The sequence below is a fragment of the Salicola sp. AFF1 genome (genome assembly GCF_056783195.1).
In genome coordinates, this window is record NZ_JBXAYL010000011.1 from 63,587 (window position 1) to 88,769 (window position 25,183).

A 25,183-nucleotide genomic window follows, 5' to 3' on the forward strand; every position below is an offset into this window, starting at 1 on the left:
CAGCGGACTATGCACATCCACATTCTGGGCATCTGTGGCACCTTCATGGGCAGCCTGGCGCTGCTGGCACGTGAGCTCGGCCATGCGGTCAGCGGTTCGGACGAAAATGTCTACCCGCCCATGAGCACCCAGCTTGAGGCCGCAGGCATCGCACTGCATGAAGGCTATAACCGCGAGGCGCTGAAGCCGGCCCCGGATCTGGTAGTGGTGGGCAACGCGCTGGGGCGGGGCAACGCGGCTGTTGAGTACATGCTCAACCGCAACCTGCCCTATACGTCCGGTCCCGAGTTCCTGGCGCGGGAAGTGCTCAACGGCCGTTGGGTGCTGGCTGCGGCGGGCACCCACGGCAAGACCACGACGGCCTCCATGATGCTCTGGATCCTGGAGCAGGCCGGGTTCGATCCCGGTTACCTGATCGGCGGGGTTCCCAATGATTTTGAGCACTCCGCACGTCTGGGCAGCAGTGACTTCTTCGTTGTTGAGGCGGATGAATACGACAGCGCGTTTTTCGATAAGCGCTCGAAGTTTATCCATTATCGGCCCCGAACCCTGGTGCTCAACAACCTGGAATTTGATCACGCCGATATCTTCGACAGCGTTGAGGCCATCGAGCGCCAGGTACACCACCTGGTGCGCACGGTGCCGGCCACGGGCCTGATCGTGCGCCCGGCGCGCGACCGTAATCTGGATTCAGCGCTGGCACTGGGCTGCTGGACCCCTATCCAGAGCTTCGCCATTGGCGGCGAGGCGGATCTGGCGGGCTGGCGTGCGGAGCTTACAGCGCAGGACGGCAGTGAATTCATGGTGGTCCACAATGAGCAGCCAGTGGCCCGGCTGCGCTGGCACCTCACCGGTCAGCACAACGTGCGTAACGCCCTGGCGGCCATCGCCGCTGCCAAGCATGTAGGGGTAACACCGGACCATGCCATCGCCGCCCTTCAGCGCTTCGGGGGCGTCAAGCGTCGCATGGAGCTGATCACGGACGTGGGTGGCATCCGGCTTTACGACGATTTTGCCCATCACCCGACCGCTATTGCCACCACCCTGGACGGGCTGCGCCATCAGGTGGGCAATGAGCCGGTGATCGCCGTGGTCGAGCCCCGTTCCAACACCATGCGCCAGGGGCATCACAGTGCCCGCCTTCTGGAATCCACCATGCTGGCGGATCGTGTGGTCTGGGTGGACTATGAGGAGCAGGACTGGCTGACCGCCATGCTGGAAGGCGCCGACGGGCGCCACAGTCGTTACAGCGTCATGGAGGCGCTCGTCAGCGGCCTCTGTGGCAACCTGTCCGGGCCATGCCATATTGTTCTCATGAGCAACGGTGGCATGGGGGGATTGCGTGAACGGCTCAGGAACCAGCTGGAGACCTGCTTTGGCTGAACAACCCGTAATCAATCTTGCCATGACCGGCGCCTCCGGGGCTCCCTATGGGCTGCGGCTGCTGGAACAGTTGCTGGCGGCTGGCAGCGAGGTGCGCTTGATGATTTCCAAGGCGGCCCAGGTGGTGATCAATACCGAGACGGATCTGCGCCTGCCAGGGAGCACCGAGGCCGCGACGCAGCGCCTTAGTGAGTATTGTGGTGGGGGCCAAGGGCAGCTGACCCTGTTTGGTCGGGAGGACTGGTTTGCACCGCCGGCCTCGGGATCCGGGCCCAGGGCGCCGCTGGTGGTCTGTCCGTGCAGCACCGGCACGCTCTCGGCCCTGGCTAATGGGGCCAGTGACAACCTGATTGAGCGGGCCGGGGATGTGGCGCTCAAGGAACGGCGTCAGCTCATCCTTGTGCCGCGCGAGTCGCCGTATTCGGAAGTCCACCTTCAGAACATGCTCACGCTGACCCGCATGGGCGCCACCATCATGCCCGCCAGCCCCGGCTTTTATCACGAGCCCCAAGGGGTGGCGGATCTGGTGGATTTCATCGTGGCCCGCATTCTGGACCATCTGGGGGTAGAGCAGAACCTGGTGGGACGCTGGGGCGAGGCGCGGCTGGCCATGAAACGCGAGACAAAAGGAGAACAGGACACCAATGAGCGGGATTGACTGGCAGCAGGTTCCAGCGGCTATCTGGCGGCCCCAGCGCCGGGCTTTGCGGGCGGTTACCCGGCCGGATCCAGTGCGCTGGCAGGACCTGTACGGCATCGACGCCCAGAAGGCAAAGCTGGCCCATAACACCGAGCGCTTTCTTGCCGGAAAGCCCGCCAACCACGCGCTGTTGTGGGGATCCCGGGGCACTGGTAAATCCTCGCTGGTCAAGGCTCTGCTTAACCGCTACCAGGATCAGGGTTTGCGGGTGATTGAGGTGGACAAGGACGATCTGGTTCATCTGCATGACATTGTGGATCCGATCCGCGAGCGGGAGGAGCGGTTCATCATCTACTGTGATGACCTGTCCTTTGGCGCCAACGATCCCGGCTACAAGCCGCTCAAGAGCGTCATGGAGGGCTCCATTGAGTTGCCACCGGACAATGTCCGGGTCTATGCCACCTCCAACCGGCGCCACCTGATGCCGGAGTATATGAAGGACAATCAGGACACCACCATGGTCAACGGCGAGATCCATCCCTCGGAGGCGGTGGAGGAACAGGTCTCGCTCTCGGACCGCTTTGGGCTCTGGTTGTCCTTCTATCCCTTTGATCAGGACACCTATCTGGAGGCGGTGGACGCGTTGTTCCCGGAGGTCCAGGAGCGTGAAGCGTTGCACCGGGCCGCATTGCAGTTTGCTCTGGCCCGTGGCGGGCGCAGCGGCCGGACGGCGGAGCAGTTCCGGCGTGCCTTCAGCAGTGAATTCGAGTAGTACTTCCAGCCAACGCGATTGAACGCTTTGGTCATTGTGGCGGTTCCGGCGGCTCGCGACACTGAGTGCGACCGATAACAACCAATACCGGAGCCAGCCCAATGCTTTCACGCCCGATCTACGACAGCGACGTCAACCAGTTCCGCGATACCGTGGTGCGTTTCTACCAGAACGAAGCGGTGCCCTACCACGACCAGTGGGAAAAGGCGGGGCAGGTCAGTCGTGAGGTCTGGATCATGGCGGCCGAGCTGGGCCTGCTGTGCCCCTCGTTGCCGGAAGAGTACGGCGGTGCCGGGGTGGATTTCCGCTACAGTGCGGTGGTTATGGAGGAAGCCAGCCGGTTGGGGCTGTCGGGCATTGGCTTTTTTCTGCATTCGGACATTGTGGCCCCTTACATCCACCATTACGGGACCGAGGAACAGAAGCAGACGTATCTGCCGAAAATGGCCCGGGGCGAGATGATCACCGCCATCGCCATGACCGAGCCCGGGGCCGGCTCCGACCTGCAGGGGATCCGCACGTCCGCCATCTGGGATGGCGAGTACTACGTGCTCAACGGCTCCAAGACCTTCATTACCAACGGCCAGATGGCGGATCTCGTGATTGTGGTGGCCAAGACCGATCCCAAGGAGGGCGCCAAGGGAACCAGCCTGTTCCTCGTGGAGGCGGACTGGCCCGGCTTTGATAAGGGCCGCAACCTGGATAAGGTTGGCATGAAGGCGCAGGACACCTCGGAACTGTTCTTTCAGGACGTAAAGGTCCCCAGGGAGAACCTGCTGGGCAGTGCGGAGGGGCAAGGGTTCATGCAGCTGATGCAGGAGTTGCCCCAGGAACGGTTGCTGGTGGGGCTGGTGGCGCTGGCCGCCTGTGAAGGCGCCTTCCAGTGGACCCTGGATTATGTGAAGGCGCGCAAGGCGTTCGATAAGCCCATCATCGGCTTCCAGAATACCCGCTTCAAGCTGGCGGAGCTGAAGGCGGATATTACGGCCGGGCGAACCTTTGTGGACCGCTGCCTGGAGTTGCATCTTGAGGGCAAGCTGGATGTGCCCACCGCTGCCATGCTCAAGCAGTGGAGCACCGACCTGCAATGCCGGGTCATGGACGAATGCCTGCAGCTGTTCGGGGGCTACGGGTACATGACTGAATACCCCATTGCCCGAGCCTGGGCGGATTCCCGGGTGCAACGCATCTATGCCGGGACCAACGAAATCATGAAGGAAATCGTTGCCCGTTCGTTTTGATCCGGGCTTCATAATTGCCAAGCGGATCAAGGTACAGGGCGCGTCCATCCGTTAGAGTCCCGTCAGGACACTAGCGCAATGCGGACAACGGGTGGCGCCTCCATGACCAGACACATCTTCCGGGCGGGTCTAACACTGCTGAGCCTGGCAGCGCTTTCAGGCTGCTTTGGCAACAGCGAATCCGATGAGTTCGGGGAAGACATCAAGCCCAAAGAAGGCAACCCGGAAGCCGGAGAGCCGGATACCTACAGTGCCCGGGTTATCAATGGCAACCTGGATGGTGCTTTTGTCTGGCTGGACATGGATGGTGACCAGACGTTTTCGACCTATGATTACCAGGAGTACCGGGATGATTTCCTGGACGACGAGGACGATGAGGACGACGAGAGTCGGTTGGGGCTCGGCCCCGAGGATTTCCCCATCGAGGAGCCCTGGGCGGTTACCGGCGCACAGGGCAATGTTGCCATGGACGTCAGCAGCCTGGCGTTTGCCAAGACGGATGCCCCGGATATGGAGCCCGAGGCGTACCCGTTGATGGCGATTGGGGTTCCCGGCGTGACCACCAATGGCGGGGAAATCATCGACAGGGCCTTTTTTCTCAGTGCTCCCCCCGGCATCACAACCGTCACGCCTTTCTCCACCCTGGCGCAGGCGCAGCGGTGGCTGGGTGACGATGGGATGGACGCATCCCAGGCAGCAAGCCGTTTGCTGCAGAATGAGGTTTTTGGGGGCAGGGCGGATGTCAGTCCCTACCAGGATTACCTGAATCTGGAGCACCCAGGCCGGTTGCCCCATTACGCCACGGCCCTCAGGCGGTTGATGCAGGCACAGGTTCCGGAGCGCATCAGTGCGCAGATCCGGTCGGGGCTCGGAAATCTGGACAGCCCCACACCGGGAGAGGCCTTCTTTGAGCCCCATGACTTGCGCGTGATCGGCTCCCTGGCTCTGGATCAGGCCGCCAGCGTCATCGCAGAGGTGGATGCGGCCATTGGCGATGGGGATCCCGGCCGCTATACCCTTCCGCCGAATAACCAGCTGGACAGCATCCGCAATTACCAGCCGGATCTGCGCAACCCCTATGTGGCAGTAGGGCAGCGTTACTACATTCCGGGCGAGGGCGCGGACGCCGCGTCCGGGTTTGATCCAGAGGATCCCGTGGGGACCGGTCGCCTCAGCGCCCAGGTCTTCCTGGATTACGCCCTGGGAGGCGAGCTGCGCCGGATTGGGGTGCGGGGGCGGACCCGGCCCTCGTTGAGCGCATTCGCATTCCTTACCGGTGACAATGGCGCTGATAGCGGCAATCCGGTAGCTCTTGGGCATACGCCGTATCTGTCGATTGATACGGGGACTGTTCTTGAGGAAAGCCTGAGCCGTGACGACCTGACGCCCACTGATCTGGACGAACGCTTTTCCGGAGAAGGCGGTTCTGTTGACTGGCGTGCGCCCCGTATTGGCCTGGATTCAACCCAGTTTGGGAGTGACAGCAGTGCGTCAGAACTGGATGGTGTCATGGAACGGGTTTATGTCGCGCCTGGCGATGGCGGCGGGGACAGCAGCTACGAACTGGTGCGCCGGCCGCCAGGGACCTCAGGATCCGGGGCGAGGGATGCGGCCCTTGGGGTCAGCACAGGGCCTGGTGTCACTCAGGCCCCGCTCAACCTGCCGCTCTGGTCATCCGTGTCGGGGAGCAGCGCTGTCACGCTTGATTACGGCTCGCTGTCGGACGTCAGTGGCTGCTCCGGGGAGACAATCCAGCACATCAACAAACAACAGACTGTGACCGTGGACGCTGCCAACACGGACAGTGTCGTCGAGGTTACCCGGTATGGCCACCTGAGGGCGGAACCCGACGGGCGGTTGGCGTTCCGGGTCATGGCGGAGACCTATCCCGATCCCAACCCCGAAAACGAAGAGGGCGGGCTGATACTGCGAGAATACGAATACGTTACTGACGGCAAGGACAGCCCGGCTGGTTTTGAGCAGCCGGATCGGGTACGCTCCGTCAGGGTTCTGGCTGTTGAGCCCTTTCAGCCAGAAAACCGGTGGTGTGGCGGCGCGGAAAGCAACGCTTTCGCTGTGACGCCGAACCCGGCGGAGATGCGTCTTTACGTGGCGTACGATTACCGGCGTTTTGCTGACTACCTCGAGAGCACGGGTACAGAAGGCCAGTAAGCGGAAAATCCAAAAAATGTTTGACAGGGCCGGAAAGTCCCATTAAAGTACACGCCATATTCGGGCAGCGCCCGAACACAACCAGATGCCTCGTGCCGAGGTGGCGGAAATGGTAGACGCGCTAGCTTCAGGTGCTAGTGTCCGTAAGGACGTGGTGGTTCAAGTCCACTCCTCGGCACCACTCTTTTATCCTCCCCTTCTCTCCTGTCTCATTAATTGAGATCCAAGAACAAACAGTCACAGGCGGAATCAATGGCCTCAGGAACCCCTCAGGACGACCCTAACGCGGATCGTGAATCCCAGAAGTACGAAAAACCAGTCTACAGCCGGGAAGTGATTCTGGATCACCTCAAGAAGCGGGGAGCCCCGGCAACCCACCAGAAACTCTGTGAAGAGTTTGATCTGGATGATGAAGACCTTATTGAGGGGTTGCGCCGGCGACTGATCGCCATGGCGCGGGATGGTCAGCTGATCTGCAACCGGCGTGGCGCCTATCTGCCCATTTCCGAGGCGGATCTCACGCGTGGGCATGTCCAGGGACACCGTGATGGCTTCGGGTTTGTTGTCCCCGAGGGCGGTGGCGACGACCTTTTCCTGAACGCCCGCCAGATGCGGCAGGTGTTTCATGGCGACCGGGTCCTGGTGCGTGAGGATCAACGGGACGCCCGTGGCAAGCGCGAAGCGGTCATCGTGGAGGTGCTGGAGCGTAACACCACACAGGTGGTGGGCCGTATGCAGCGCGAGGACGGTGTTTCCATGGTGATCCCGGAGAACAGCCGCATCAACCAGGAAATGCTGGTGCCGGAAGAAGCCTGCCAGGGCGCGGGTCATGGCCAGTATGTGACGGTCACGATCGACAAGCAGCCCACTGTCCGCAATAAGCCGGTAGGGCGTGTGGTCGAAATCCTGGGCAATCACATGGCGCCGGGGATGGAGATCACCGTGGCCATTCGTTCCTATGGCATTCCGGACCAGTGGCCCCCGGCCGTGACCGAACAGGCGCGCAGCATCCCGGAGGAAGTGTCGGCGGAAGCCAAGCGGGGGCGTGTGGATCTGCGGGACCTGCCGCTGGTCACGATTGATGGTGAAAGCGCCCGTGACTTCGACGATGCGGTCTACGCCGAGAAGCGCAAAGGGGGTGGCTACCGCCTGATCGTCGCGATTGCGGATGTGGCCTGGTACGTACGCCCGGAAACGCCACTGGATCTGGAAGCCCAGAATCGCGGTAACTCGGTGTATTTCCCGGACCACGTCGTGCCCATGCTGCCGGAAAAGCTCTCCAATGGCCTTTGTTCGCTGAACCCCGGCGTTGATCGCCTGTGCATGGTGGCGGACATGAACCTGAGCCGGGAGGGGCGCATTACACAGTACTGCTTCTACGAGGCAGTCATGCATTCCCATGCACGCCTGACCTACGACAAGGTCAGCGCCATTCTGGAGCATCCCGATTCGGAGCAGGGGCAGTCGCTGCGGAGCGAGTACAGCCAGGTGGTGCCGCACCTGGAGACACTCCATGACTGCTACCGCATGCTGCGCCAGGCGCGCGAACAGCGTGGCGCCATTGATTTCGAGACCACGGACACCGAGATCCGGTTTGACCGCGACCGCAAGATCCGCGAGATCGTTCCGGTTGAGCGCAATGAGGCGCACAAGCTGATCGAGGAGTGCATGCTGTGCGCCAACGTGGCTACGGCGCGGTTCATGAAACTGCACCGCATCCCGGCTTTGTTTCGCGTGCATGACTCGCCCTCGCCGGAGCGGCTGGCCGATGTGCGCCAGTTCCTCAGTGGGCTGGGCCTGGACCTGCCGGGCGGCGATGACCCGGAACCCCAGGATTACCAGAAGGTGCTCAGCCAGGTGCAGAACCGTCCGGATGCGCACATCATCCAGACCGTGATGCTGCGTTCCATGAAGCAGGCGGTCTACAGCGCTGAGCAGCGCGGGCACTTTGGTCTTGGTTTTGACGAGTATGCCCATTTCACCTCGCCCATTCGCCGTTATCCGGACCTGCTGATCCACCGCGGCATCAAGTCGGTGATCCATCGCCGGGCGAAAGGCGGTGCCGTTGCGGGCATCAAAGCCCTGTTCGGCAGCCAGAAGAAGGCGAAGACCGTGGTCCCCGCCGAGAAGGCGGATCCGGAGTTGGCGCAATACGGTTATTCCCCGGATCGCATCCAGCAGCTTGGCGAACACTGTTCCATGACCGAACGCCGGGCCGAGGACGCGACCCGTGACGTTGAGGCATGGCTCAAGTGTGAGTTCCTTCAGGGCCATGTTGGCGAGGTATTTGACGGCGTCATCGCATCGGTGACCGGTTTTGGTCTCTTTGTACAGCTGGGGGGAGTCTACACCGAGGGGCTGGTGCATATTTCCGCGCTGGGCGGTGATTTCTTCCACTTTGACCGGATCCGCCATACCCTGGTTGGTGAGCACACGGGTCGCACCTACCGTCTTGGCGACCAGGTCCGGGTTCGGGTGGTCCGGGTGGATCTGGATGACCGCAAGATCGACCTGGAACTGGAAGACGCTGTGCCGGACTCGAAAAAGGGTGGTGGCAAGGGCTCCGGAAACCGCAAGAAAGGTGGCGGCAGGAAGGAGCAGGGTAGCCAGAAGAAAGGCGGTGATGCCAAGCAGGAAAATGCGGGCGCTTCGGGTGAGGCGTCCGAGCCCAAAAAGAAATCCAGTGGCCGCCGGCGGCGACGCGGTGGTCGTGGTGGTGGCGGCAAGAGCGAAGGCTGACCCGGAGTTCGAATCATGGCACAGCATACCCTGTTTGGCTGGCACGCGGTGACCACGCTTCTGGAGAAGCACCCAGAGCGGGTGCGCAGCCTGAAGCTGCAGCAGGGTCGGGAGGATGGCCGACTGAAACGCGTCCGCCAGCTGGCGGATGAATTCGGTGTGGCCGTGGAACAGTGCCAGCGCCGGGTTCTGGACGAGGCCTCTGGTGGGGAGAATCATCAGGGGGTCGTAGCCGTGACCAAACCACCGGTCGCGCTGGGCGAGGATGAGCTGCTGGAGCGCCTTGAGGCGCAGGCCCATCACCCGTTCATTCTGCTTCTCGACGGGGTAACGGATCCGCACAACCTTGGGGCTTGCATGCGCACGGCGGATGCGGCTGGTGTGGATGCCGTGGTTGTTCCAAAGGATAACGCCGCGCCCCTTAATGGGGTCGCCATGAAGGTGGCCAGCGGCGCCGCGGAGTCCATCCCCCTTGTGCGGGCGACCAACCTGGCGCGCTTTATGCGTCGGTGCCAGGATCTGGGCATCTGGTTTACTGGCACCTCGGATGCCGCTGAAACGGGCATCCATGACCTGGCGCTGACCGGCCCCCTGGCCTTGGTGATGGGCGCCGAGGGCAAGGGCATGCGGCGCCTGACCCGGGAACACTGCGACCAGCTGGGCCATCTGCCGATGGCTGGGCTGGTCAGCTCCCTGAACGTGTCCGTCGCCACGGGCGTTTGCCTTTTTGAAGCCCGCCGTCAGCGTACGATTGCATCCAGCGCACGCGGCGCCTAAAATGTGCGATCCCGTTTTTCGGGGTCAACACCACTCCTTGCTTCCGGCAACGGACCGGAGGCTGCTCAAACCGTAAGGAGCGACAATGCGTCATTACGAAATCGTGACACTGGTTCATCCTGACCAGAGCGAACAGGTACCCGCCATGATCGAGCGCTATTCCAAGCTCGTGACCGACGATGGCGGTACGGTCCACCGGGTTGAGGACTGGGGACGGCGCCAGCTGGCCTATCCGATCAAGAAGATCCATAAGGCCCACTACATCCTCATGAACATCGAATGCACCCAGGAGGCGCTGGGTGAGCTGCAGCACAACTTCCGGTTCAATGACGCGGTCATCCGCGATCTGATCGTGCGCAAGGATGAGGCGGTGACCGAACCCTCGCCCATGAAGGCGGCCGAGAACCGCGAAGAGCGGGGTGACGACAAGCCGCGCCGCCAGACCACTTCTGACGATTCGGGTGAGAAGGAAGAGGGCGACGCTGCCGCCAATACCGAGGAAACCGGCGAAAGCGCCGAGTAACACGCATCAGTGAACTGAGGATACCGATTCATGGCTCGTTTTTTCAGACGTCGTAAGTTCTGCCGTTTTACTGCGGAAGGGGTCAAGGAGATCGATTACAAGGATCTCGAGACACTGCGCAGCTACATCACGGAAACCGGAAAGATCGTACCCAGCCGGATCACCGGTACGCGTGCCCGCTATCAGCGTCAGCTGGCAACAGCTGTTAAGCGTGCTCGTTACCTGGCTCTGCTGCCCTACACCGACAGCCACGACCAGTAACGGTCGGTCGGGCATCAGCTGATGCAGCGCCTGGCTGGGTTTATACTGCGAGGGCCGGGGCAGGCGGCCGCTGTCGCGGTCGGTGCCATGGTGCTGCCGTTCCTGTTCTGGCTGGGTGCTGCGGCGGTTGGCCTGGTAACGCTGAGGCTGGGGCCGCGCCAAGGGCTCATGATTGGACTTTGGGCCCTGTTGCCGGCCTTGGCCTGGTTCTGGGTTGGGATGGATCCGGCACCGTTGGTGGTGCTGTTGATTACATTCGCCATGTGCACGGTGCTGCAGTCCACTGTGTCCTGGGAAAAGGCCCTGATGGTCGGGGCAGCACTGGCGATTGGCATCGGCCAGGCACTTCCAGCGGTGGCGCCAGCACTTTTTGACCATTTGGTCACAGCGGCCCAGCAGGGTTATGGCGACAGGCTCGCCAACATGACGCAGGAACTGCCAGAGGACGTGGACCTGGAAACCGTGATCCGCACCGTAATGGTGGCGGTGGTCGGGGTTTTCAACTATACGCTGGCCCTAGTTGCCACCCTGCTCGCCAGGGGTTGGCAGGCCCGGCTTTTCAATCCGGGCGGTCTGCAGCGGGAGTTCCATGAATTCCGGCTTTCGGTGCCGACAGTTACCGGGATTCTGGTGCTGATGGCGGCAGGCGAGTTCCTGGGGTTAAATGGGACTCTGCTCTTGCTGGTCCTGGGGCTGCCGCTGGTGCTCGCCGGCTTGGCGCTTGTGCACGGTGCCGTGGTAAAGCGCGGACTCGGCACAGGTTGGATTGTGGGCTTTTACATAGGCCTTGTAGTGCTGGTTCCATGGCTGTTGCTGGTGCTGGTCCTCGTGGCCGTCATCGACAGCTGGCTTGATATCAGACAGCGACTTTAGACAGAGGTTATTGGGATGAACGTTATTCTGTTGGAAAAAATCCACAAGCTCGGGGATCTGGGTGACCAGGTGAAGGTCAAGCCCGGCTTTGGACGTAATTATCTGGTTCCCTATGGCAAGGCGGTACCCGCCACCAAGGAGAACATCAAGGCTTTCGAAGAGCGCCGTGCAGAGCTTGAGAAAGCAGCTGCTGAACGCCTGAAGGCGGCTCAGGCACGGGCCGAGAAGCTTGATGGCAGCACCGTCACCGTCCAGGCCAAGGCCGGTGAGGAAGGTAAGCTCTTTGGCTCCATCAGTGGCCGTGATGTCGCGGAAGCGGTATCCGCCAATGGTACGGACGTTGAGAAGAATGAAGTGCTGTTGCCGGAAGGCCCTCTGCGCATGACTGGTGAGTACGAGATCACCCTGCAGCTGCACACCGACGTGCAGGCGACGATCCAGCTTAACGTCGTTAAGGGCTGAACCCGGTCCGGAGCAGGGGAGTACCCGGCTGATGGCGCAGGAACCCGAAGCTGACGCGCGCACCAGCCGCGTCAAGGTACCCCCGCATTCGATCGAGGCGGAACAGGCCGTTTTGGGCGGCCTGATGCTCGATAATGCGGGCTGGGAACTTGTCGATGGACTCATTACTGCCGGGGATTTCTACCGCTCCGAGCACCGTCTGATCTTCCACGCCAGCGAGCGGCTGATCGCTAATGATAAGCCGCTCGACATGGTCACCGTGGGCGAATGGCTTGAGCAGGCCGGAGACCTCGACGCCTGTGGCGGGCTGGAGTACCTGGGCCAGCTGGTTGAGCAGACACCGGGGGCGGCCAACCTCCGTAGTTATGCCGAGATCGTTAAGGAACGGTCCGTTCTCCGGCAGCTCATAGAGGTTTCCGGGCACATTGCGGATTCCGCCTTCAATCCCCAGGGTCGATCCAGCGCTGAGATCCTGGATGCTGCGGAAAGCCAGGTGTTCCAGATTGCGGAACACCAGGTCCAGCAAAGCGGTGGCCCCCGAGAGATTAACCCCATCCTCCGCGAGACCCTGGAGCGGATCGAGTCGCTGTTCGAGACCGAGGGTGGCCTGACCGGGCTGACCTCGGGCTTCAAGGATCTCGACGACATCACCTCGGGCTGGCAGCCTTCGGATCTGGTTATCGTTGCGGCACGCCCGTCGATGGGGAAGACCGCCTTTGCCATGAACCTGGTTGAGAACATGCTGATGGCCACCGAGAAAGGGACGCTGGTGTTCAGTATGGAAATGCCGGCGGATGCCATCGTGATGCGAATGCTGTCATCCATCGGGCGTATCGACCAGAGCCGGATCCGCAACGGAACCCTTGAGCAGGACGACTGGCCGCGGCTGACCTCCGCGATCAGTCTGCTGAAGGATAAGCCGCTCTACATTGACGATACCCCCGCTTTGAGTCCTACCGAGATGCGTTCCCGGGCCCGGCGTATCGCCCGGGAGCTCGACAGCCAGGGCACCGAGCTGGGTATGATCATGGTGGACTACCTGCAGCTGATGCGGGCGCCCGGCAATAATGAGGGCCGGACTGCCGAGATTTCCGAGATATCCCGGGCGCTCAAAGGCCTGGCAAAGGAGCTCAACTGCCCCGTCATTGCCCTTTCCCAGCTCAACCGGAGTCTCGAACAGCGGCCCAACAAGCGGCCGGTGAACTCGGACCTGCGTGAGTCGGGTGCGATTGAGCAGGATGCGGACGTGATCACCTTTATCTATCGCGATGAGGTCTACAACGAAGACAGTACCGATAAGGGCATTGCTGAAATTATCATCGGCAAGCAACGTAATGGCCCGGTTGGCACAGTCCGGTTGGCGTTTCTCGGTCAGTATACCAAGTTTGAGGATCTGGCTTACGGGGATTACGGAGGCGATTATTAATGCCGCGCCACACCCGGGCCCGTATCGATCTGGACGCGCTCAGGCGTAATTTTGGTCGGGCCCGGCAGCGGGCCTACGGATCGGTTTCCATGGCCGTGATCAAGGCGGATGGATACGGCCATGGATTGGAGATGGTGGGGCAGGTGCTGGCCCGGGAAACGGATCGGCTCGCCGTTGCCACTATCGGTGAAGCGCAACGCCTGCGTGATGCCGGTGTTGCCGCCACCATTGTGTTGCTCGAAGGGGTGCATGAGCCTGCGGACTGGCCGATGGTGGCGGCGCTGGATCTGGAGCCGGTGCTGCACAGTCGTCACCAGCTCGAAGGTATCAGTGGCCTCAGCCAGCCGGCTCGGGTCTGGATCAAATGCAATACCGGTATGAATCGGCTGGGGGTGGCTCCCTCCGATGTGGCCGCGTTCCGACAGTGTCTGGAGGCGGAAGCCAGCGTGCGCGTGGTAGGCCTGCTTTCCCATTACGCTTGTGCCGACGACCTCTCCGACCCCATGACTGGGCGCCAGCGGGCGTGCCTGCAGCGCCTCTGCCAGGACCACCCGGACCTTCAAGCCAGCCTGGCCAATTCCGCGGCGCACTTTCACAGTCCGCAACCGGATTGCGATGTGACGCGGCCCGGGATCATGCTTTATGGAGGCACCCCCTTGATTGGTGCCTCAGGCCCGGAACTGGGCCTGGAGCCGGTGATGACGCTGGAGTCGCGGCTCATCGCCGTGCGCGAACTGGAGGCCGGTGAACCGGTGGGGTATGGCGCTACCTGGGTTGCGGACGTACCCCGCCGGATGGGGATCGTGGAGATCGGGTACGGCGATGGGTACCCCAGGCACGCCCCCAGCGGTACCCCGGTGGCGGTCAGTGGGCAACGCTGCCAGCTGATTGGAAGGGTTTCCATGGACATGATTGCCGTGGACCTGGCGCCTTGCCCCGGGGCGGTGCCGGGGATGCCGGTGGAGCTCTGGGGCAGCCAGGTGGGCGTGGACGAGGTGGCCGGCATGGCCGGCACCATCAGCTACGAACTTCTGACCGGCGTGGCTCCGCGGGTGCCAAGGCTCCCTGAGAACGCGGGCTGTTGATCAGGTGCTGCCTTCAGGCTCAAACAGAACCTCCTCCAGAAACACCAGAATGCCTTCAATGTGGTCGTCGTCTGCTTTTTTGAGCACATTGTGGATGACCATGCGGGTCCCCTTGAGCATGCTGCTGATGCCCATTTTGGCCATTTTCTGGAGCATGGCGCTGGCGCCCATGCGCCGCAACGGTTCCAGAAAAAAGAAGTCGGTTCCGGTTTCCGTCAGCTCCATGATCAGGTTGTAGAGATCATCACGCCGCTCTTTAGTGACGCCCTGGCTCCGGATGTCATGGATCAGCTGGTGGGCCCGCTGGTATTGGGTGTCGGGCAGAGGGGCAGCCAGGTGGTGTTGGTCTTTTGGCATCAGTCGCGTTCCTTTTGTGTACAAATGTTTTGTGTGTTCGCCATTACACGGATTACATGAACCTTGGGCATTGGCTGAAATGGCGGTTATGCTGTCCTGTCGTGCAACCCGTGACAATTCTGACTTTCAAGTGATCCTGTTTTGAAGATACTCGTGGTTTACGAACCGGGTGAGCTCGGTGAGGCCCTGCTGTCACGTCTGGACGCGGCCGGACTCAAGCCCACGCCGCTGCTGTTGAGCCGGCCCTCGGATATGGCGCTGGATCAGCTTCAATCCTGGGTAGAGCCCTGTTTTGACCTGGTCATCAATGCCATTACCTGTGCTGATCCCGAGCAGGCCGAACAGGTGCCGGGCGAGACCCGTCACCGGTTGTATGACTTACCCATGGCACTGGCGGAACGGGCTGCCTTCCACGCGATTGCCATGATGAGCCTTTCCAGCTGCCAGGTCTTTGACGGTCGTAAGCAGCAGCCGTATATCGCCAGTAATCCCGGTAACCCCCTGTCCGTTCTTGGCCAGTGCCAGTGGGACTGTGAGCAGGGTCTGCGGAGCCGGTTGCCAAGGCACCTGATCCTGCGCATCGGATGGTCACTGGAACGCATCATGGCGCGGGTCCACCAGCACAACCCGGAGGAGCCACTCTATCTGAGCAGCCGCTACCAGGGACAAGCCACATCCTGGCCCGACTGTGCCCGCGTCATGACCGCGATGGTCCAGCAGTTGGGCTGTGGCGCGGAGGCCTGGGGGACGTACCAGTATGCCGGCAGCGATGCAACCTCTCTGCATGACCTGGGGTGGGCCCTGCTGGAACAGCTCCCCGAGGATCAACGCCCTCACCTGGTTGATGAAGAGGCCTTATGGATGAGACTCGAGCCAGCCAATGCCGTACTCAACTGCCGGAAGATACGGCATACGTTTGGCATTCAACAGCTTCCCTGGGACCAGATGGTCACACCCAGGTGAGCATGACGTATCTGTAACGGAAGAGTAAACTGTGTACCCTTCTTGTGGGCGCTGTGCTCCCCCTTCACTAACGATTCAGGATGGACGTTATGTCTACAAAAAGCCGTTTCCTCGTGGTCACCATCGGATTGGTGATCGTCTTCGGAGGCATATTTGGCTACAAAGCCTTCGAATACCGGATGATGCAGCAGTATCTCAACAAGGAACAGCCACCGGCGGTGATTGAGGCGACCGAGTCCGAAACACGTGAATGGGTGCCCTCATTGCAGTCAGTGGGCAGCATCCGAGCCGTTAACGGAATCAAGGTGGCGAATGAGCTTCCCGGGGTGGTGGAGAGCATCCATTTTGAATCCGGGGATATGGTGGAAAAAGGCGATGTCCTGGTGAAGCTGGATGTCGAGTCCGATCGCGCGGCGCTGGAAACCCGCCGGGCTGAAGCCGAGAGCGCACGCCAGTCGTTCGAGCGTATCGCCAACCTGATTGAGCGGGATGCGGTTTCCCAGTCCGAGTTTGATGAAGCCAAGGCGTCCTATGATGCGGCCAAGGCCCGGGTTCGGGAGCAGGAAGCGCAGCTGCGCAAGAAGATCCTTCGGGCGCCCTTTGATGGCAAGACCGGTCTCAGGCTGGTTGACCAGGGCGAGTACATGCCCACGGGGACCCCTGCGGTCGAGATCAACATGGTGGACCCCATCTATGCCGAATACACCATTGCTGAGAAGCATCTGAGCGGTGTTGACGTGGGGGACAAAGTAACGGTTTCCGTAGCCGCTTATCCGGATCGCTTGTTCGAGGGTGAGATCAGTGCGATCAACAGCTCCGTCAGTTCCAAAAACCGCTCTGTCCGGGTTCGTGCGACCCTGGCCAACGAGGATGGCGCACTGCGCCCGGGAATGTTTGCCGATGTTCGCACGCTGGAACCCAAGTCGCGTGAGGTGGTCGTGGTCCCGCGCACAGCGGTTTCCTTCAACACCTATGGGGACTTTGTCTATGTGCTGACTGACAATGACGACGGGGAGCTGGTCACGGAGCGCCGCAGTATCGAGACCGGTAAGGCTCGCGATGGCGTTGTTGAGGTTAAGTCCGGCCTGAACGCCGGTGAGCGCATTGTTGCCGCCGGGCTGCTGCGTTTGAGCGAGGGGCAGCGTGTTGAGGTAGCGGATGAGGATGACCGGCCTGGTGCCACTGTTGAAGCCAGCGACGGCAGCGCGGAGCAGGGAGACGGCTGATGCGATTCACCGATATTTTTGTCCACCGGCCGGTTCTGGCCACGGTGGTCAGCCTCCTCATCATGCTGCTGGGCGTGCGCTCGGCCATGGAAATGGAAATCCGGCAGTATCCGGAACTGGAGAGTACGACGGTCACCGTGACCACGGCGTACCCCGGGGCAAGCTCCCAGCTGGTCCAGGGATTTGTGACCACTCCCTTGCAGCAGGCCATCGCCGAGGCGGAGGGCATTGATTACCTGACGGCAACCAGCCGCCAGGGCAGCTCCACAATCCAGGCGAAGATGGAGCTGAATTACGATGCCAATGATGCGCTTTCCGAAATCCAGGCGAAGGTGGCCAGCAAACGCAATGAGTTGCCGGAAGCCTCCCGGGATCCGGTGATCCAGTCGGAAACCGGGGATTCCACGGCGCTGATGTACATTGCGTTCCACAGTGAGACCCTGCCTGTCTCCCAGATCACCGACTACCTGACCCGGGTGGTTCAGCCCCAACTCCAGGCGCTCAGCGGCGTGGGTAAGGCGGATCTTCTGGGGCGCACGTTCGCCATGCGCGTCTGGCTTGATTCGACCCGACTCGCCAGCGTGGACATAACGCCACGCGAGGTCGCCGAGGTCCTGCGCTCCAACAATTACCAGGCAGCGGTTGGTTCCATCGAGAGCGACCTGATCCGTGTGGGCCTGGACGCTGATACCGATATTGCGGATCCGGAGCAGTTCCGCAACCTAGTGGTCCGGGAGGTGGATGGCAGTCTCATCCGCCTTGAGGACATCGCGGATGTGGAACTGGGCGCGGCGAATAACGACCAGATTTCCTACTACGCGGGCAGCCCCGCCACCTATCTGGCTATCGAGTTGGCGCCGGGGGCGAACCCGCTCGATGTGGCCGAACGGGTGCGCAATGAGCTGCCAGGGATTGAGTCCCAGCTGCCAGCGGGCCTGAAGGTTGACCTTCCCTATGATGCGTCCGAATACATCGATGATTCCATTAATGAGGTCATCCGGACTCTGGTGGAAGCCCTGGTCATTGTGTTGGCGGTTATCTTCCTGTGTCTTGGCAGTTTCCGGGCCGCGGTCGTGCCTTCCGTGGCTGTTCCGCTGTCTTTGGTCGGGGGGGCGACCCTGATGCTGGTGATGGGCTTCTCCGTGAACCTGCTGACCCTGCTGGCAATGGTCCTGGCGATCGGGTTGGTTGTGGATGACGCCATCATCATGGTGGAGAACGTCCACCGTCATGTAGAACGTGGCGAGAGACGCTTTGACGCAGCGATCAATGGCGCGCGGGAAATGGCGGTGCCCATCATTGCCATGACCACCACGCTGGTAGCCGTGTTCGCGCCCATAGGTTTTATGGGCGGTCTCGCGGGCGCCCTGTTTACGGAGTTTGCGTTTACCCTGGCTGCGACGGTGGTCATCTCGGGGGTAGTGGCCCTCACGCTGTCACCGGTACTTTCCGCCAATGTGCTTAAGCCTGCTGGTCAGTCCGGGCGCTTCGAACAGAAGGCGGAATCGTTGTTCGGGAAGCTGGCGGACACCTACCGCCGGGCATTGACCAGTGCGGTCCAAAGCCTCTCGGTGATCGCGTTTTTCGGGGTGGCGATACTGGTGGCCATCTATTTCATGGTGAGCTTCAGCCAGAGCGAGCTGGCGCCGGACGAGGATCAGGGGATGATTTTCTACCAGGGCACCGCGCCCCAGAACGCCAACCTCGACTACCTTGAGCGTTACGGCGCCGAGATGCAGGAGCGCTTTGAAACGCTTCCCGGCTACCAGGAGTCCTTCATGCTGCTGGGCGCGACGGCGCCCAATGAGATTTTTGGTGGCTTCAAGCTCAAGCCGCACACGGAGCGTTCCATCTCCCAGTTCGAGGTCAAGCCCATGCTCGAGAAGGAGATGGACCGGGTAACGGGGCTGCGGGTTGCCGCCTTTTCGCCCCCATCGTTGCCGGGGTCCGGCGGCGGGCTTCCGTTTCAATTCGTTGTGAATACCGGCAACGATTTTGCCCAACTCAATGAGGTTGCCGAGGAGATGCTCCAGAAGGCCAAACAAAGCGGCAACTTCATCTACCTGGAGAAAAGCATTGACTATAACCGCCCGGTGACCGGCATCAAGGTGGACCGAGAGCGGGTCGCGGATCTGGGATTGTCCATGGCGGACGTGGGCCAGACGCTGTCTACTATGTTGGGTGAGGGGTTCGTGAACCGGTTCAATATGGAAGGGCGCGCCTATGATGTGATTCCCCAGGTTTCCCGGCCCTTCCGCAGCAATCAGGAAAAGCTCAGGGACTATTACGTCCGGGCTGCCTCCGGCGAACTGGTCTCCCTGGACCAGCTGGTGGATTTTGAGCAGCGGGTGGAGCCATCCAGCCGGACGCAGTTCAACCAGCGCAATTCGGTAACCCTTCAAGGGGTTCCCATGCCGGGTGTTGCCATGGGGACTGCCATGAGCTACATGGAGGGATTGGCCGAAGAGACGCTGCCCAAGGGCTTCGGTACTGACTATAAGGGTAAGTCCCGCCAGCTTGCTCAGCAGGGCAACGCCTTTATCATCACGTTCTTCCTGTCCCTGCTGGTGATCTATCTTGTCCTGGCCGCCCAGTTCGAGAGCTGGCGTGATCCGTTCATTATCCTGGTTTCGGTGCCGCTTTCCGTGGCCGGTGCCATGATCTTCATCGTGCTCGGCGCGGCGTCCATGAACATCTACACGCAGGTGGGACTGATCACGCTGATCGGGGTGGTGGCCAAAAACGGCATCCTGATCGTGGAGTTCGCGAATCTGCTGCAGAAAGATCGTGGTCTGAGCGTGCGCGAGGCTGCTATCGAGGCTTCCGCAATCCGTCTGCGCCCAATCGTCATGACCTCACTGGCATTGATCGTGGCCATGGTGCCATTGCTTCTGGCTGCAGGCCCCGGTGCCGTCAGCCGGTTCGCGATTGGCCTGACCGTAGCCACCGGCCTGGGTCTGGGGACGTTCTTCACACTCTTTGTGCTGCCCGGGTTCTATATAATGTTGGCTCGGGATCATAATGCCGCGACGAGTGTGGAAGCCGCTTCCGACTGAGGGCCAATTGGGGAGTCGGTGCTGTAGGCTACGAGCTACCACCGGTTGGCCCGCTCTACAATGGGGGCAACCGGTGGAGGCCTGGCGGGTCTCCCTGGTGGTGCTAGCGGTTCAGGCTTTGCTGTAAGGGCGCTGCTCCCGGAAAAGCTGGTCCAGCTCGCCCTCGTAATAGGCTTCAACCCGGGGGTTCATCACTTTCTTCCATAGCGGTGGCACCAGTGCGAGGACAAACATGGCCGCATAGCCGCCGGGCAGCTGCGGGCTCTCATCGTAGTGACGCAGCACCTGATAGCGCCGGCGCGGGAAGGCGTGGTGATCCGAGTGGCGCTTCAGGTGGAACAGGAAGAGGTTGGTCAGGAGGTAGTTGCTGTTCCAGCTGTGGGCCGGGGTTACCCGTTCGAAGCGGCCATTGGGCTGTACCCGCCGGTGCAGTCCGTAGTGCTCGATGTAGTTGATGACTTCCAGGGTCGTTGCGGCAAAAAAGCTCTGGGCGACAAAGAACACCAGCCCCGCCCAGCCCAGGGCCAGGGTGAATCCAATCGCGAACAGTGCCGAGATGGCGTACCACCAGACCAGCTCGTTGGCTGGCCCCCAGGGGTTTTTGCCCTTGCGCCGCAGTTTTTTCGCCTCCAGTCGCCACGCGTTGAGGAAGTTGCGTGGAAATGCCTGCAACAGGAACGCGTAAACGCCCTGATTGTAGCGCGAGGAACTAGCGTCTTCCGGGGTGGATACGTGCACATGGTGGCCCATGATGTGTTCCACCTTGAACCCGGCATAGGTCACGCTGGCAAGAGCCAGGCCCCCCGTCCAGGTTTCCACCCTGGTATCTTTGTGGATCAGCTCATGGCCGATGTTGATGGCCATGATGCCGCCCACCACCCCGATTGAGATGACCCAGCCGATCTGGGCGGCCAGTCCCATATCCAGTGTTGCAAAAGCCCAGCCGGCGTAGCCGAGAACAGCCAGGTGAATGGGGACGCACACCAGGGTCAGTACGCGGTAGTACCAGTCCCTGCTCATATCCGGAACCTCGGTGGCTTCGTCCGGGTTGGCCGGGTCCTTGCCAATCACGTAATCGAGAACAGGGATGATCCCGAAAATGAAAAGGGCCGGGAACCAGGCCCAGAACAGGACGTTATCGCTGAGTGTCAGGCGCCATGTTACCCAGGCGGCAATGGCCGGGACCACCAGGACCAGCAGGTAGGCGTAGCGCTTGATTCGCACCATTACTTCCGGAGGGACTCGGGCAAGCATTGGGGCATACTCCTTACATTGTTGTGAGGGATTAAAACTGCGATTTCAGGTTATTGCCATAACGCATTAATTGTCAAACAACTCAAGTGTAAGGGTGGCTGTTTTGCTGTAGAATGGCTGCAATAGCATCAGGAAGAGGCACTCAGCATGGCGCTACCGCAGCAGCCCAGTCTCAGCGAACGCATTGCCCACCACCTGTCGCGGGAGATCATTCAGGGTCGGCGCCAGCCCCAGGAACGGCTGCCGGAGTCTGAACTGGCTGCTGAGCTGGAGGTCAGCACCAATTCCCTGCGCGAGGCCTTTCGGCTTCTGCAGAGCTGGCACCTTGTGGTTATCCAGCCACGCCGTGGCGCTCGTGTGAGTGACGTGAGTGAGGCGGATGTACGCGACCTCTACGATTTCCTCTTCCTGTTGCTGGGTCGTCTCGCCAGTGATGTGGCCTACAATTGGCAGCCCGGCCAGCTTGAACCCTTCCTGGCCATAAGCCGTGAATTTGAGGTGCAGGCAGAACAGCAGGAGCGCGAGCGTGTGCATGAGCTGGCTTTTGAGCTGGCGAGGGAGGGCCTCAAGATGACCACCAACCGCTATCTGACCGATGCCATTGAGGATCTGCTCCCCCTTCTGCAGCGCTACTCCTTTATGGCGCTGAAGGAAGAAACCACGGAACTGAGGCAGTCCGTGGACTGCATGCGTGAGACCATAGAAGCGGTACTCGAAAGGGATGCGGCACGAGCCGCACAGTGCCTTAAAACCTATGGGGAGAATCAGTGTCAGGTGGTGTTGCGGGCCCTTTCCAGACGTGATGCCGCGTGAGCAGAGGGTCAGCCGTAGGGGTCACTGCGGGACTGGGTCACTGCTGGAGGCCAGCATCATCGGGAGTCCCCAACAATACCCCTGCCCCTTGAGGTCTGTGAACTGGCCGAGCCATTGCGCGGTCTGCTCGTCCTCAACACCCTCCACTACTGTGCGCAGGTTCAATGACTGGGCCAGTTCAACCGTTGCCCGGAAGACCTTCTGCCGGTCGGGATCCCTGAGAATCCGTGTCAGGAAGTGCCGGTCGATCTTGACCTCGTCCAGGGGGAACTCGGTCAGCGCGGAAAGCGACGAGGTTCCGGTGCCAAAGTCGTCAAGGGCCAGGCTGAAACCACGCCGTCTGAGCTCAACCAGCTGCTGTGTTGTATGCTCGATGTCCCGGATGACACCGGTTTCGGTTACTTCGAGGATGAAGTCCGATGGGCTATGGTTACGGCGCTGGACAATGCCGACCAAGGCTTGCGCAAGGTCCGGATAAGCCAGATCCCTCGAAGAGATGTTGACCGCTATCCGAATGCCAGCGCCGTAGTGGTCTCGTACCGGGTCAAGTTCTGTGGCAGCGCGGTCAAGCACCCAGCGGGTCACCCGGGTAATGCTTCCGAGTTCCTCAACCAGAGGTACCCAGTCCCCCGGCGGGATCAGGTCGAATCTTGGGTGATACCAGCGGATCAGCGCTTCCACGGAGTCAATACGGCCTGAAGTGATGTGGACCTTGGGCTGATAGGCAAGCTGGATCTGGTTCGAAGCAAAGGCATCTTCCAGGTCCAGCATCAGCAATTGTTGATGTTTCTGGTGCTCATCCACCGTATTGTCGTAGAAGTTGATGGGGGGCTTCTGGAGGCTGGCGTAGCCCGCTGCCGAAAGCACTTCCTGAATACTGCTCCCATGGTAAGGGAAACTGGCTACGCCGATGGAACACTGCCAGTTGAAGGTGTAGCCCTGGTAGCGGGAGTCGTGTGTCACGAAATCCGCCAGGTGTCGCCAGAACGGGGCATCGCTGTGGATGACCTCGCCGATAACGAAGGCGGCATGCACTGTATCGATGGAGCTTACGAGGGCGCCGTCGGCAGGGATGATGCTCGCTGGTCCATCCGTCCTCAGGTGGTTCTCAACGCTCGTGAGGTAGTCCCGGACAAAGCCTTCAACCAACTGGTGTCCCACAACATGCCCGATTTCGTGAAACCGGTTGAGTCGCAGAACCACAATCTGGAGCGCCCGGTCCGTGCGTTCGGCCAGGCAGGCCTCCAAGGCCGAGCGGTTGGGCCTGCCTGTCACCTTATGCGTCCGGAGGCTGTTTTCGAGTCGGCTCTGTACGGCAATCCGGCGCTCCTGTTCCCTGGCCCTGCCACTGGCCGCGAGGCGCCTCAGTCGCTGTTCCCGCCAGAAGAAATGGACCGCGGCACCCACCAGCACAACCGCGGAAAAAATGGTGCCCAGGGAGAAAGCGGCATCCGTGAATACGTTGACCGGTAACACCCCAACGGTGCGGAGGGCACTTGCAATGACGCCAGCGGTAATCACCAGTACAGCCAGTGTGAAGTAGCGGGCATAGAGCGACTGGCGGAAGCAGGCGGCAGCGATGGCCAGAGACAGCACACAGCCGAAAACCCCGAGTCCGAGGGTGAGAAGCTGAACGGGTGCCGCAACGCCTGTGAAATCAAGCAGTATAAGACCGACGCCAGCAAGCGAGACCCCATTGAGCAGATGGTTGAAAAGGCCGCGGGGTTGCAGGGCCGTGCGTGTATGCTGGGCGAAGGCGATGAGCGATGTCACCATGGTCGTGGTGATGACCGCATCCAGCGACGGCAGCCCCCGCCAGAACAACCATATGCCGAAACCGTTGAGAACCAGTTGGATATGGATCACGGAAACCGTGAGCACAGTCAGCCACGCCAGCATGACTGTGCGGAAGCGCAGGGTCAGGAAGAGGTTGATGGCCAGAAGGAAAAGCGACAGGCCAAGCAGTATGCCGTTGACCGTTGCCCGGGTGACGCTGCTGTGAGCAAGCCCATCGTCGCCCTGAACGGAGACGGGCAGAACCGTCGGGCCCACATCCGAAACCTCGAAGAAGAGGGTGATGGTCTGGTTTGCAGGGATGGTGATGGGCCAGTGGTAGGATGGCAGTGGGATCAGCCGGGCTGAGAAGGGGCGTAGACTGCCCAGGGTCCGCATGGGCAGAAGCGGTCCTTCGGTGGTGTTCAGTCGTGCTGCACGTATCCGGTCAATGTAGGGCGCGGGCACGGATACCCATTGTTGAAGCGGGCTGTTGGAGGGATTACTCAGTTTCAGTCGGAAGGTAACGGGTTGGTTCCTGTACCCGAGGGCGGCGTGGGAAGCCGCGACTGTCTGCCATTCCTCCTTGGATTGGAGCTCTCCCGCCTGGCGCAGCTCCGCGATGGAGCCCGTCCGGTAGCTGAGCAATAACGGTTCAGCATGCTGGATGTTTGCCGTTTGCCGGTAACGGTTTGCTGGCGCCGAGGCGGGATCCGTGCTGTGGATACACGTCGCTGTCACCATTACGCCGATCAGCAGCAGTATGGGAAGGAAGGGGCGCCAGGGAAATGGAAGGCCGGATAGGCTGTTGGGAACCTCGTATTGCCCATCAGGCATGATCAGAGCAGTCCTCGCCGGTGGTTGAAACGCTCCGATTAAAGATCATTTTGTGAAAATTTGCAAAAAGTCCGGCGTTTTTGCGGGCAAATGTGGTCTAAAATCCCCAGCACCCGAGGCTGTGACGGATGCTGGGCGACGATCTGGATCAGGAATCGTCTGGAAGGTAAGCGCCGTCCTCATCGTGTACTTCGCGCCCGGTGACGGGTGGGTTGAAGGTACAGATCAGGCGCATGTCCTCAGTGCCGCCCCGCAGGATGTGGCGGTCATTGTTGTTCAGCGCGTAAAGAACGCCATCGTGGATCGGATGGGTTTCCCCGGTACCCAGGTCCTCGATACTGCCATTGCCGGCTACGCAGTACACGGCTTCCAAATGGTATTTGTACCAGAGCTGGAGCTCGGCACCAGCGGGGATGATTGTCTCGTGGAAGGAGAAGCCCATGCCGTCCTTCTTGAGCAGCATCCGGCGGCTGGTCCAGCCCGGGCCCTCAACCTCGCGCTCGGTTCCAATGATGTCCTTGATGTCACGTACAATCATGTGCTGCTCCCC

General features: G+C 61.0%; 21 protein-coding genes and 1 tRNA gene. 18 read left to right on the plus strand and 4 right to left on the minus strand.

Features of this window, described 5'->3' with window-relative positions; all coding sequences use genetic code 11:
* Positions 1 to 9: 9 nt before the first annotated feature.
* The 14 genes from mpl to alr all read left to right on the plus strand — a co-directional run bounded on the left by mpl (position 10) and on the right by alr (position 14,354).
* Entirely contained in the window at positions 10 to 1,383 is a 1,374-nt protein-coding gene (mpl, locus tag AC1RQI_RS09450; RefSeq protein WP_481904560.1) for a UDP-N-acetylmuramate:L-alanyl-gamma-D-glutamyl-meso-diaminopimelate ligase, read from the plus strand.
* A gap of 22 nt (positions 1,384 to 1,405) precedes the next feature.
* Complete coding sequence (locus AC1RQI_RS09455) at positions 1,406 to 2,041, plus strand: flavin prenyltransferase UbiX (RefSeq protein WP_481904613.1); 636 nt, start codon at positions 1,406 to 1,408, stop codon at positions 2,039 to 2,041.
* Entirely contained in the window at positions 2,028 to 2,795 is a 768-nt protein-coding gene (locus tag AC1RQI_RS09460; protein WP_416633847.1) for an ATP-binding protein, read from the plus strand. Before AC1RQI_RS09455 ends, AC1RQI_RS09460 begins: the two co-directional genes overlap by 14 nt.
* A 101-nt stretch (positions 2,796 to 2,896) precedes the next feature.
* Positions 2,897 to 4,036, plus strand: coding sequence for an acyl-CoA dehydrogenase family protein (locus AC1RQI_RS09465; protein WP_481904561.1), 1,140 nt, complete (start codon positions 2,897 to 2,899; stop codon positions 4,034 to 4,036).
* Positions 4,037 to 4,138: 102 nt separating this feature from the next.
* A complete protein-coding gene (locus AC1RQI_RS09470; protein WP_481904562.1) occupies positions 4,139 to 6,208 on the plus strand; it encodes a hypothetical protein in 2,070 nt (689 codons plus the stop codon).
* 94 nt (positions 6,209 to 6,302) lie between these two features.
* Positions 6,303 to 6,389: transfer RNA gene (locus AC1RQI_RS09475), tRNA-Leu, on the plus strand.
* 71 nt (positions 6,390 to 6,460) lie between these two features.
* Complete coding sequence (gene rnr, locus AC1RQI_RS09480; RefSeq protein ID WP_481904563.1) at positions 6,461 to 8,947, plus strand: ribonuclease R; 2,487 nt, start codon at positions 6,461 to 6,463, stop codon at positions 8,945 to 8,947.
* Positions 8,948 to 8,962: 15 nt separating this feature from the next.
* Entirely contained in the window at positions 8,963 to 9,724 is a 762-nt protein-coding gene (gene rlmB, locus AC1RQI_RS09485; RefSeq protein WP_481904564.1) for a 23S rRNA (guanosine(2251)-2'-O)-methyltransferase RlmB, read from the plus strand.
* An 85-nt stretch (positions 9,725 to 9,809) separates the two neighbouring features.
* Positions 9,810 to 10,247 (plus strand): 30S ribosomal protein S6, encoded by a 438-nt coding sequence (gene rpsF / locus AC1RQI_RS09490; RefSeq protein ID WP_416633852.1) that lies wholly within the window; start codon positions 9,810 to 9,812, stop codon positions 10,245 to 10,247.
* A 30-nt stretch (positions 10,248 to 10,277) separates the two neighbouring features.
* Positions 10,278 to 10,508, plus strand: coding sequence for a 30S ribosomal protein S18 (gene rpsR, locus AC1RQI_RS09495; protein WP_416633853.1), 231 nt, complete (start codon positions 10,278 to 10,280; stop codon positions 10,506 to 10,508).
* Between the two features lie 21 nt (positions 10,509 to 10,529).
* Positions 10,530 to 11,381 carry a hypothetical protein gene (locus AC1RQI_RS09500; RefSeq protein ID WP_481904565.1) on the plus strand — a complete coding sequence of 284 codons (852 nt, stop codon included), beginning with the start codon at positions 10,530 to 10,532 and terminating at the stop codon, positions 11,379 to 11,381.
* A 15-nt stretch (positions 11,382 to 11,396) separates the two neighbouring features.
* Positions 11,397 to 11,843: a 50S ribosomal protein L9 gene (gene rplI, locus AC1RQI_RS09505; RefSeq protein WP_481904566.1), complete on the plus strand. Its 447-nt coding sequence runs from the start codon at positions 11,397 to 11,399 to the stop codon at positions 11,841 to 11,843.
* Positions 11,844 to 11,874: 31 nt separating this feature from the next.
* Positions 11,875 to 13,269, plus strand: a complete 1,395-nt coding sequence (dnaB, locus tag AC1RQI_RS09510; RefSeq protein WP_416633856.1) for a replicative DNA helicase — start codon at positions 11,875 to 11,877, stop codon at positions 13,267 to 13,269.
* Positions 13,269 to 14,354, plus strand: coding sequence for an alanine racemase (alr, locus tag AC1RQI_RS09515; RefSeq protein WP_481904567.1), 1,086 nt, complete (start codon positions 13,269 to 13,271; stop codon positions 14,352 to 14,354). Before dnaB ends, alr begins: the two co-directional genes overlap by 1 nt.
* On the opposite strand, the gene AC1RQI_RS09520 is transcribed toward alr, so the two are convergent.
* A complete protein-coding gene (locus AC1RQI_RS09520; RefSeq protein WP_481904568.1) occupies positions 14,355 to 14,711 on the minus strand; it encodes a hypothetical protein in 357 nt (118 codons plus the stop codon).
* A gap of 141 nt (positions 14,712 to 14,852) precedes the next feature.
* Between AC1RQI_RS09520 and AC1RQI_RS09525 the strand changes: the two genes are divergently transcribed.
* From AC1RQI_RS09525 to AC1RQI_RS09535, 3 genes are all read left to right on the plus strand, one after another.
* A complete protein-coding gene (locus tag AC1RQI_RS09525) occupies positions 14,853 to 15,674 on the plus strand; it encodes a sugar nucleotide-binding protein (RefSeq protein WP_481904569.1) in 822 nt (273 codons plus the stop codon).
* An 89-nt stretch (positions 15,675 to 15,763) separates the two neighbouring features.
* Positions 15,764 to 16,900 carry an efflux RND transporter periplasmic adaptor subunit gene (locus AC1RQI_RS09530; protein ID WP_481904570.1) on the plus strand — a complete coding sequence of 379 codons (1,137 nt, stop codon included), beginning with the start codon at positions 15,764 to 15,766 and terminating at the stop codon, positions 16,898 to 16,900.
* Positions 16,900 to 19,956: an efflux RND transporter permease subunit gene (locus AC1RQI_RS09535; RefSeq protein WP_481904571.1), complete on the plus strand. Its 3,057-nt coding sequence runs from the start codon at positions 16,900 to 16,902 to the stop codon at positions 19,954 to 19,956. Before AC1RQI_RS09530 ends, AC1RQI_RS09535 begins: the two co-directional genes overlap by 1 nt.
* Positions 19,957 to 20,067: 111 nt before the next feature.
* On the opposite strand, the gene AC1RQI_RS09540 is transcribed toward AC1RQI_RS09535, so the two are convergent.
* A complete protein-coding gene (locus AC1RQI_RS09540; RefSeq protein WP_481904572.1) occupies positions 20,068 to 21,210 on the minus strand; it encodes an alkane 1-monooxygenase in 1,143 nt (380 codons plus the stop codon).
* 147 nt (positions 21,211 to 21,357) lie between these two features.
* On the opposite strand from AC1RQI_RS09540, the gene AC1RQI_RS09545 reads away from it, so the two are divergent.
* Positions 21,358 to 22,023 carry a GntR family transcriptional regulator gene (locus AC1RQI_RS09545; protein WP_481904573.1) on the plus strand — a complete coding sequence of 222 codons (666 nt, stop codon included), beginning with the start codon at positions 21,358 to 21,360 and terminating at the stop codon, positions 22,021 to 22,023.
* A 21-nt stretch (positions 22,024 to 22,044) separates the two neighbouring features.
* Here the strand turns inward: AC1RQI_RS09545 and AC1RQI_RS09550 are convergent, their stop codons facing one another.
* Complete coding sequence (locus AC1RQI_RS09550) at positions 22,045 to 24,633, minus strand: EAL domain-containing protein (RefSeq protein WP_481904574.1); 2,589 nt, start codon at positions 24,631 to 24,633, stop codon at positions 22,045 to 22,047.
* Positions 24,634 to 24,781: 148 nt separating this feature from the next.
* Complete coding sequence (locus AC1RQI_RS09555; protein ID WP_416633865.1) at positions 24,782 to 25,171, minus strand: ectoine synthase; 390 nt, start codon at positions 25,169 to 25,171, stop codon at positions 24,782 to 24,784.
* Between the last annotated feature and the right edge of the window lie 12 nt (positions 25,172 to 25,183).